The organism is Niveispirillum fermenti (assembly GCF_048066175.1).
GTDB lineage: Bacteria > Pseudomonadota > Alphaproteobacteria > Azospirillales > Azospirillaceae > Niveispirillum > Niveispirillum fermenti.
In genome coordinates this window covers 74,338-82,456 of sequence record NZ_JBLTXA010000019.1, presented here as the reverse complement: position 1 = coordinate 82,456, position 8,119 = coordinate 74,338, and the positions used below count along the sequence as shown (strand labels likewise).

Here is an 8,119-nt window from a genome sequence, read left to right as displayed (position 1 = left end):
ACAGCGCGGGGATGCCCCTGACCCGCTGGGTTGGCGCCACACCGTCCTGACGGGCCTGTCTGGCAGGGGGCAGGGACCGGTGGCCTGATACCGGCCCCTGGATCGAACGGGTGCGGCGGTGACTGCCGCCGTCCGATATGTTGGCTTTCAACGGCACCTGATCGTGATCGGTCGGGTGCCGTTCTCATTTGTGGGTATTGGCGCCGCAAACCCGCCAAAAGCAAAACGGCCCGGGGAAAACCCGAGCCGTTTTACATGTCTAGCTGGTCGGAGTAAGAGGATTCGAACCTCCGGCCTCTGCCTCCCGAAAGCAGCGCTCTACCAGGCTGAGCTATACTCCGTCATGCTTCACGCATCGTTTCGCCGGGGGCGTCGTTTGCGTGGGCGGCTGTATAGCGCCATCGAATGGACCATGCAAGCACTAGATCGCATTTTCCCACCCCCGGGGTGCCGCATGGCAGCCGCGCGCCGGCAAGCCCCTCTTTTCGATAAGAAAAAGGCCGGGAAAGGCATCCTTTCCCGGCCTTGGCAATATCCATCTGGAAGCCGCCGCGTCAGTAATCGCGGTCCACAACGAATTCCAGTACCTCCAGCAGCGCCCGCTTCACGGGGCTGGACGGGAACAGTCCCAGCGCATCGCGGGCCACCGATGCGTAATGGCGGGCCCGCTCCACGCTGTCGCGCAGGGTATTGTGTTTGTTCATCAGGGCAATGGCCCGGTCCAGGTCATCCTCGCCCTGGTCCAGCTCCTCCATCGTCCGGCGCCAGAAGGCCCGCTCCTCGTCGTCGCCACGGCGGAAGGCCAGCACGACGGGCAGGGTGATCTTGCCCTCGCGGAAATCGTCGCCGATGGTCTTGCCCAGCCGGGCCTGCGCTGCGGAGTAGTCCAGCACATCATCGACAAGCTGGAAGGCCACGCCCAGGTTCAGCCCGTAGGAACGCAGCGCTTCTTCCTCTGCCGCCGAACGGCCAGCCACCACGGCGCCGATCCGGCAGGCGGCGGCGAATAGTTCCGCGGTCTTGGCCCTGATGACCTCCAGATAGGCCTCCTCGCTCGTCTCCGTATCGTTGGAGGTGGTGAGTTGGAGAACCTCGCCCTCCGCGATCACGGCCGAGGCATTGGACAGGATGCGCAGCACATCCAGCGACCCCGCCTCCACCATCACCTGGAAGGCGCGGGAAAACAGGAAGTCGCCGACCAGCACGGAGGATTTGTTGCCGAACACGGCATTGGCGCTGGCCTGGCCACGGCGGAGATCGCTTTCATCGACGACATCGTCATGCAGCAGGGTGGCGGTGTGGATGAACTCCACACAGGCCGCCAGCGGCTTGTGCTGTTCGCCCTGATAACCGCACATGCGTGCGGCGGCCAGGGTCAGCACGGGGCGCAACCGCTTGCCACCGCTGGCAATCAGATAGCCGGCCAGCTGGGGAATCAGTTCCACCGGTGAATGCATGCGGTCAACGATGATCTCGTTGACATCGGCCAGATCATCGGCGACCAGCGCGACAAGCTGGTCGAGCGCGTTCGTGTCCGGCTTCCGGCGCTTGGGATCAAGGGTGGTCACGGTGGCCACGGGTCAAGGCTCCATCGCGAGAAGACGGCAAACAGGATCGAAGCCCGGTTGACGGGCCCAGGATTGCGGGGGAGCATAGCGGGGCAGGGCGTGGGGTCAAGGCCCGCACGCGCCTGCGCGCGGCATGTCCGCCTTGAGCTTGCCACCTGACAGGACCCAGATGCAGCCCCTGATCCGCAGCAACGACCCCGTTGAGCTGAGTTTTGCACAATCGCTGCTGGCCGATGCGGGTATCCTCGCCATCCTTCTGGACCAGCATACATCGGCGCTGGAAGGCAGCATCGGTGCCATTCCCCGGCGTCTATGCGTGGCCGATGCCGATTTTGCGGCGGCGCGCGCATTGTTGCGCGACGCGGGCCTGCCGGTGGTGCCATGACGGACGATGCGTCCCTGGTGGAACGTACCCCCGTTCTGGGTGGGCGCGTCACTTTGTTCCAGCCCCGGCAGGGATATCGTACCGCCATCGATCCCGTGCTGCTGGCTGCCGCCGTGGGGGCGGCAGCGGGGGACAGCGTGCTGGAACTGGGCTGTGGCACGGGGGCGGCCCTGCTGTGCCTGGCGGCGCGGGTGCCCGGGCTTCAGGTCACGGGGCTGGAAATCCAGCCCATGGCCGCCGGCCTGGCCCGGCAGGCGGCGGCGGCCAGCGGCCTGGACGCACGGGTCCGCATCCTGGAGGGTGACCTTGCCCATCCGCCGCCGGACCTGCGGCCCAACAGCTTCGACCATGTGATGGCCAACCCGCCATTCTGGCCGGCCGGCCGGCACACCCCGTCACCCAGCGGGCACAAGGCGGCCAGCCATGGGGAGGGGGCGGGGGAGGGGACCGGTGACCTGGCCGGTTTCATCCAGGCTGCGCTGCGCCTGCTGCGCAGCCGTGGCACCTTGACGCTGATCTATCCCGCCGACCGGCTGGACCTGTTGCTGTCGCTGCTGGCGGGGCGGTTCGGGGATATCCGGCTTCTGCCGCTGTGGCCGCGCGCGGGCCAGCCGGCGCGGCGGATCATCCTTTCCGCGCGGCGGGATGCGCGAGGTCCCCTGTCCCTGCTGCCGGGTCTGGTCCTGCATGGGGACGGACAGGGATATATGCCGGCGGCGGAAGCGATCCTGCGCGATGGCATGCCCCTGCCCGTCGGGTGACGGGGGATCAGTAGGAAAGGCTATAGCGGGCCAGGATACGGTCCCGCGTCCCGTCCTCCTGCAGGCTTTCCAGTGCGGTGCGCAGGGCCGCGACCAGGGACGGGCTGCAATCGCGCGAGCAGGCGAGGAATATCTCGTCATCTGCCACCTTGCGCCCGATATGCAGGGGAAGGCCGCGGCCCTCCTGCTGCCAGCGCATCCGGATATGAAGCGTGCTGCCATACCACCCGTCGACCCGGCCGCTGGCCAGCATGTCGGCTTCCCGGGAGCCTAGCGGCGGCGTGCTGATGAGTTCGGCGGGATAGCCCATGTCCCGCAACTGCTGCTCCTGGGCGCTGCCGGCACCGACCACCAGGGTCCGCCGTTCGGCCATGGCCTGTTCCAGGCTGTCGATCGGCGCCTTCAGGCTGGCGATTGCCCGTTCGATCCGGCACACGGGCGCAATCCAGGTGAATTTCCCGTCGCGGGACGGCAGCCAGGTGACGGGTGTGATCAGCATGTCCTTGCCGGCCACCACCATTTCCTGTGCCCGGCGCCACGGGATGAACCGGAGCTGCGGCTCCATGCCCGCGCGGCGGATCGCGGCCAGTGTCAGTTCCAGGACCGCGCCCGGTGCCTCGGCATTTTCCATCGCCATCGGCGGCGACTGCACGGCCAGGATATCCACATTCCTGCTGCCGGCGTGCGCGTGGGTGGGCATCCCCCCCGCCACGGCCAGTGCGAGAAGAAGGGCGTATGCATAAAGGTATATTTTGATATTGCCCTTTTTCATATGCTTAGACTGCACATTGCATCGGGCAAGGTCAAATGCCGCTATTGTTCTTTCGGATGGTGGAGAGGTCTTCCGGTCGGCGGGTCGCATCCCCACCTTCTGCTGGTTGATATGAAGACCGAAGGTTCACCGATATGATCCGCCGCCTGAAGAAGATTGCCGGCCTGTCCGTTTCGCCGCTGGTCAACGTGCTGCGCCTTTCCGGTGTCATCGGCACGAAACGCCGGGGCCTGTCGCTGGAGGGGCTGGAACAGGATATCCAGCGGGCGTTCGCCCCGGCCGATCTGGCGGCCGTGGCGCTGGCGATCAATTCGCCGGGTGGTTCACCTGTACAGTCGGCGCTGATCGCGCGCCGGATTCGCGCCCTGGCGGTGGAGAAATCCGTGCCTGTCCTGGTTTTCGTGGAGGATCTGGCCGCCAGCGGCGGCTATTGGCTGGCCTGCGCCGGGGACGAGATCGTGGTGGATGGCGGTTCCATCGTGGGGTCGGTCGGGGTCATCTCTGCCGGCTTCGGCTTCACGGGCCTGATGGACAAGCTGGGTGTCGACCGCCGCATCTATACGGCCGGCACCCGCAAATCCATGCTGGACCCGTTCCAGGCGGAAAGGCCGGAGGATGTGGCGCATGTGCGCGATCTGCAGGTCGATATCCATGAGCAGTTCAAGCAATGGGTGCGCGAACGGCGGGCCGGGCGCCTGAACGCGACGGAGGATGAACTGTTCAACGGCAATGTCTGGACGGGCCGGCGCGCCGTGGAACTGGGCCTGGCCGACCGGCTGGGCTGCCTGCACAGTGTGTTGCGTGAACGGTTCGGCGACAAGGTGCAGGTGCGCACCATCAACCCGGCCCGGCGGGGCGGGCTGGGGCGGTTGATCGGGCTGGACGCCGGGAGGCTGGCCGACGGCCTGGCCGACATGGCGGCCGAACGGGCTGCCTTTGCCCGCTACGGGCTGTGAGCCTGCCGATTTCACTTGCCCCGCGCGGCGGCTTCTCCCACCTTTGGCGCCCATGATCTCCCTCACCAAACTCCTCACCCTGATCGGCATCCTGTTCGTCGTCTGGTACGGCTTCCGCCTGCTGGGCAGGATACAGCGCCAACGCCAGGACGCGCTGCGCCGCAATGGCGGCGGGGAACGACCCGCGCGCAAGGGGACCGGCCGCCAGGAACCCGCCGATACGCAGGACATGGCCAAATGCACCGTCTGCGGCGTCTATGTCGCGGCCGGTGCGGGCAAGTGCGGCACGCCGGGCTGCCCGCGCTGAGGCGGGGGCGGCCGCCATCACCCTTTGTGCGCAACAAACCATCGCCAGCCCTGCGTTCCCCGCACAGAACGTAACCGGGCGGCTGCCTTGATTTGGTCCTTGACGCTCATTAAGGTGCCACGCACTGCAACAGTAGTGTGAAGTTCAAGGACAATGGCGGCCAGCGCATCGGGCAAACAGCCCCTCTCCTTCCAGGGTGTCATCCTGACCTTGCAGAATTTCTGGGCGGCCCAGGGCTGTCTGGTTCTGCAGCCCTATGACATGGAAGTGGGTGCCGGCACGTTCCACCCGGCCACCACCCTGCGCGCGCTGGGCCCGGACGCCTGGAACGCCGCCTATGTGCAGCCGTCCCGCCGGCCCAAGGATGGCCGCTATGGTGAAAATCCCAACCGGCTGCAGCATTATTACCAGTTCCAGGTGATCATGAAGCCGTCGCCGGCCAACATCCAGGACCTGTACCTGCAGTCTCTGGTGGCGCTGGGCATCGATCCCGCCCTGCACGATATCCGCTTTGTCGAGGATGACTGGGAAAGCCCGACGCTCGGCGCCTGGGGCCTGGGCTGGGAGGTGTGGTGCGACGGGATGGAAGTGTCGCAATTCACCTATTTCCAGCAGGTCGGCGGCATCGCGGTGGACAAGGTGGCGGCGGAACTGACCTATGGCCTGGAACGTCTGGCCATGTATATCCAGGGCGTGGAAAACGTCTATGACCTGCGCTTCAACGATCCCGTGGGTGATCGTCCGGCCGTGAAATATGGCGAGGTGTTCCACCGCGCCGAACAGGAATATTCCGCGCATAATTTCGAATATGCGGATACGGGGATGTTGCTGCAGCATTTTCAGAACGCGGAGAAGGAGTGTGCTTCCCTGCTGTCCCACGGTTTGGCCCTGCCGGCCTATGACCAGTGCATCAAGGCCAGCCACCTGTTCAATCTGCTGGATGCGCGCGGTGTCATTTCGGTGGTGGAACGGCAGAGCTACATCCTGCGGGTGCGCACACTGGCCAAGGCCTGCTGCGAGGCGTGGCTGGCCGATGGCTACCGCCGCGGGCAGGCCGCCTGAAGCTGATCATTACGATACCAGAACAATAATCTCCGGACGCTTGTGACCAAAATGGCCGAACTGCTGATCGAACTGTTCATGGAAGAGATCCCGGCCCGCATGCAGGTGCGTGCGGCCGATGATTTCCGGCGCCTGGTGACGGACAAGCTGACGGCCGCCGGCATCACCTTCGATCGGGCGGAGGCCCATTCCACGCCGCGCCGTGTGGCCCTGGTGGTGGATGGCGTGCCGGCCGCCCAGGCCGATGTGCGTGACGAGCGCAAGGGGCCGCGCGTCGGGTCGCCCGAACAGGCGCTGGCCGGGTTCCTGAAATCCGCCGGCCTGTCCAGCATCGATCAGGCCGAACAGCGCGACACCGGCAAGGGCGTGTTCTATTTCGCGGTGATCGAGAAGAAGGGCGGCGCCACCATCGACGCCCTGCCCGGTATCATCGATGCCGCCATCCGCGAACTGCCCTGGCCCAAATCCATGCGCTGGGGGGCCAATGATTTCATGTGGGTCCGCCCGCTGCATTCCATCCTGGCCCTGTTCGACGGCGCGGTCATTCCCGGCGCCCTGACCCTGGCGACGGCGGAAACGGCACCGGAACAGTCGGACGGCACTGTCTGTCTGGCCGGTGAGGTCAAGGCCGTCACCATCCCCTATGGCGACAAGACGCAGGGCCACCGTTTCCTGTCCCCCGGTGAATTCACCGTCACCGGCTTCGCCGACTACAAGGACAAGCTGCTGAAGGCCCATGTCGTGCTGGATCGGGAGTTCCGCAAACGCCTGATCCTGACCGGAGCGGAAAAGGCCGCCGTGGCGGAGGGCTTCGTCCTGAAGGATGATCCCGGCCTGCTGGAGGAAGTGGTGGGTTTGGTCGAATGGCCCGTCGTGCTGACCGGTGCCATCGATGACAAGTTCATGGACGTCCCGGCCGAGGTGCTGACCACGTCGATGCGCACGCATCAGCGTTATTTCGCCCTGGAAACCGCCGATGGAAGGCTGGCCCCGCGCTTCGTGGTGGTTGCCAACCGCAACACCATTGATGGCGGTGTGGCCGTGGTGGCGGGGAACGAGCGCGTGCTGCGCGCCCGCCTGTCGGACGCCAAGTTCTTCTGGGACCAGGATTTGAAGGTGAAGCTGGAAGACCGGCTGCCCGGCCTGAAGGACATCACCTTCCATGCCAAGCTGGGTACGCTGCATGCGCGCGTGGAGCGGATTGAGGCTCTGTCGGTTTCCATCGCCAAGGCCCTGAATTGGGACACGACGGTGGTGGAACAGACAGCATTGGCCGCCCGCCTGTCCAAGTCCGACCTGACCACGGGCGTGGTGGGTGAATTCCCCGAGGTCCAGGGCATCATGGGCCGCTACGTCGCCTATCACGAAGGGCTGCCCGCCCCCGTGGCCGAGGCGATTGCCGACCATTACAAGCCGCTGGGCCCGAGCGACCGCGTGCCGACCGACAAGGTGTCGGTGGCCGTGGCCCTGGCCGAAAAGATCGATACGCTGGTCCAGTTCTTTGGGATCGAAGAACTCCCGACCGGTAGCCGCGACCCATTTGGTCTTCGCCGTGCAGCGCTCGGTGTGATCCGGCTAATTCTTGAGAACAACCTCAGAGTCGATTTGGCAGCAATTTTCAAAGCTGCCGGAGCCGCCGATACCACTGTCGGCGAATTGGTCTTCTTCTTCTACGGCCGACTGGAAGTTGCTCTTCGGGAGCAAGGCATCCGGGCTGACGTTATTCGGGCAGTTCGTGAAAACAATGGTCGAGTAACTGACCTGACGCTGTTGATCGACAAGGTCAGGGCGCTTTCAAGTTTTCTTGCTTCTCCAGACGGCGGCAACCTCCTTGGCACATATCGACGCGGGATCAACCTTCTTTTTAAGGAAGAGGGTAAGGAAGACCGTATCGTAACGGGCATGCCGGAGCGGCGGGGCGAGCCGGTTGAGATCGAATTTTATGACGCACTGGGTACGGCTAATTCAACCATTCCAACATTGATTTCGAACGAGAGATTCGAAGAGGCCATGGTTGCCTTGGCCGCTCTTCGTGGCCCGGTTGACCAGTTCGCGAACAATGTCATGGTGAACGCACCCGAAGCTGATGTTCGCGAGAACCGGCTTCGACTTTATGCGGCGCTGCGTGCGCTTTTCTCTGAAATCGCCGACTTCTCGAAGATCGAAGGCTGACCCCATGATCCATCACCCCTGCACCCCCCGCCCCAAACGGCGGGCGGGGTGCGGCGGTGTAGGTAGTGGAATTACGTTATCCTTGTTGCAGTGCGGTAGTTTGGTAGTGGCGGGGCACGACACTGTCCGCCCCTTC

Annotated in this window: 8 protein-coding genes and 1 tRNA gene; 6 read left to right on the top strand and 3 right to left on the bottom strand. The window is 64.8% G+C overall.

The features are described from left to right. Nucleotides 1-264: 264 nt before the first annotated feature. Nucleotides 265-341, bottom strand: a tRNA-Pro gene (locus ACM9LZ_RS17440). Nucleotides 342-554: 213 nt separating this feature from the next. Further along, entirely contained in the window at nt 555-1,577 is a 1,023-nt protein-coding gene (locus ACM9LZ_RS17435; protein WP_416620778.1) for a polyprenyl synthetase family protein, read from the bottom strand. Between the two features lie 160 nt (nt 1,578-1,737). On the opposite strand from ACM9LZ_RS17435, the gene ACM9LZ_RS17430 reads away from it, so the two are divergent. Then, complete coding sequence (locus ACM9LZ_RS17430; protein WP_416620777.1) at nt 1,738-1,953, top strand: putative signal transducing protein; 216 nt, start codon at nt 1,738-1,740, stop codon at nt 1,951-1,953. After that, on the top strand, nt 1,950-2,714 hold the full coding sequence (locus ACM9LZ_RS17425) for a tRNA1(Val) (adenine(37)-N6)-methyltransferase (protein WP_416620776.1): 765 nt from the start codon (nt 1,950-1,952) through the stop codon (nt 2,712-2,714). The genes ACM9LZ_RS17430 and ACM9LZ_RS17425 overlap by 4 nt, the downstream gene beginning before the upstream one ends. Nucleotides 2,715-2,721: 7 nt before the next feature. Here ACM9LZ_RS17425 and ACM9LZ_RS17420 read toward each other — a convergent pair whose 3' ends face one another. Next, a complete protein-coding gene (locus ACM9LZ_RS17420; RefSeq protein ID WP_416620775.1) occupies nt 2,722-3,414 on the bottom strand; it encodes a substrate-binding periplasmic protein in 693 nt (230 codons plus the stop codon). 206 nt (nt 3,415-3,620) lie between these two features. Here ACM9LZ_RS17420 and ACM9LZ_RS17415 point away from each other — a divergent pair, with 206 nt between their 5' ends. The 4 genes from ACM9LZ_RS17415 (at nt 3,621) to glyS (ending at nt 7,983) form a co-directional block, all read left to right on the top strand. Then, on the top strand, nt 3,621-4,442 hold the full coding sequence (locus ACM9LZ_RS17415; protein ID WP_416620774.1) for a S49 family peptidase: 822 nt from the start codon (nt 3,621-3,623) through the stop codon (nt 4,440-4,442). A 52-nt stretch (nt 4,443-4,494) separates the two neighbouring features. Beyond that, nucleotides 4,495-4,749 (top strand): hypothetical protein, encoded by a 255-nt coding sequence (locus ACM9LZ_RS17410; protein WP_416620773.1) that lies wholly within the window; start codon nt 4,495-4,497, stop codon nt 4,747-4,749. A gap of 153 nt (nt 4,750-4,902) precedes the next feature. Next, a complete protein-coding gene (locus tag ACM9LZ_RS17405) occupies nt 4,903-5,811 on the top strand; it encodes a glycine--tRNA ligase subunit alpha (RefSeq protein WP_416620772.1) in 909 nt (302 codons plus the stop codon). Between the two features lie 51 nt (nt 5,812-5,862). Beyond that, a complete protein-coding gene (gene glyS, locus ACM9LZ_RS17400) occupies nt 5,863-7,983 on the top strand; it encodes a glycine--tRNA ligase subunit beta (RefSeq protein WP_416620771.1) in 2,121 nt (706 codons plus the stop codon). The last annotated feature ends 136 nt before the right edge of the window (nt 7,984-8,119 follow it).

Coding starts and splice junctions, on each gene's coding strand:
- ACM9LZ_RS17430 (WP_416620777.1), top strand. CDS start 1,738: ATGCAGCCCCTGATCCGCAGCAACGACCCCGTTGAGCTGAGTTTTGCA.
- ACM9LZ_RS17425 (WP_416620776.1), top strand. CDS start 1,950: ATGACGGACGATGCGTCCCTGGTGGAACGTACCCCCGTTCTGGGTGGG.
- ACM9LZ_RS17420 (WP_416620775.1), bottom strand. CDS start 3,414: ATGCCCACCCACGCGCACGCCGGCAGCAGGAATGTGGATATCCTGGCC.
- ACM9LZ_RS17415 (WP_416620774.1), top strand. CDS start 3,621: ATGATCCGCCGCCTGAAGAAGATTGCCGGCCTGTCCGTTTCGCCGCTG.
- ACM9LZ_RS17410 (WP_416620773.1), top strand. CDS start 4,495: ATGATCTCCCTCACCAAACTCCTCACCCTGATCGGCATCCTGTTCGTC.
- ACM9LZ_RS17405 (WP_416620772.1), top strand. CDS start 4,903: ATGGCGGCCAGCGCATCGGGCAAACAGCCCCTCTCCTTCCAGGGTGTC.
- glyS (WP_416620771.1), top strand. CDS start 5,863: ATGGCCGAACTGCTGATCGAACTGTTCATGGAAGAGATCCCGGCCCGC.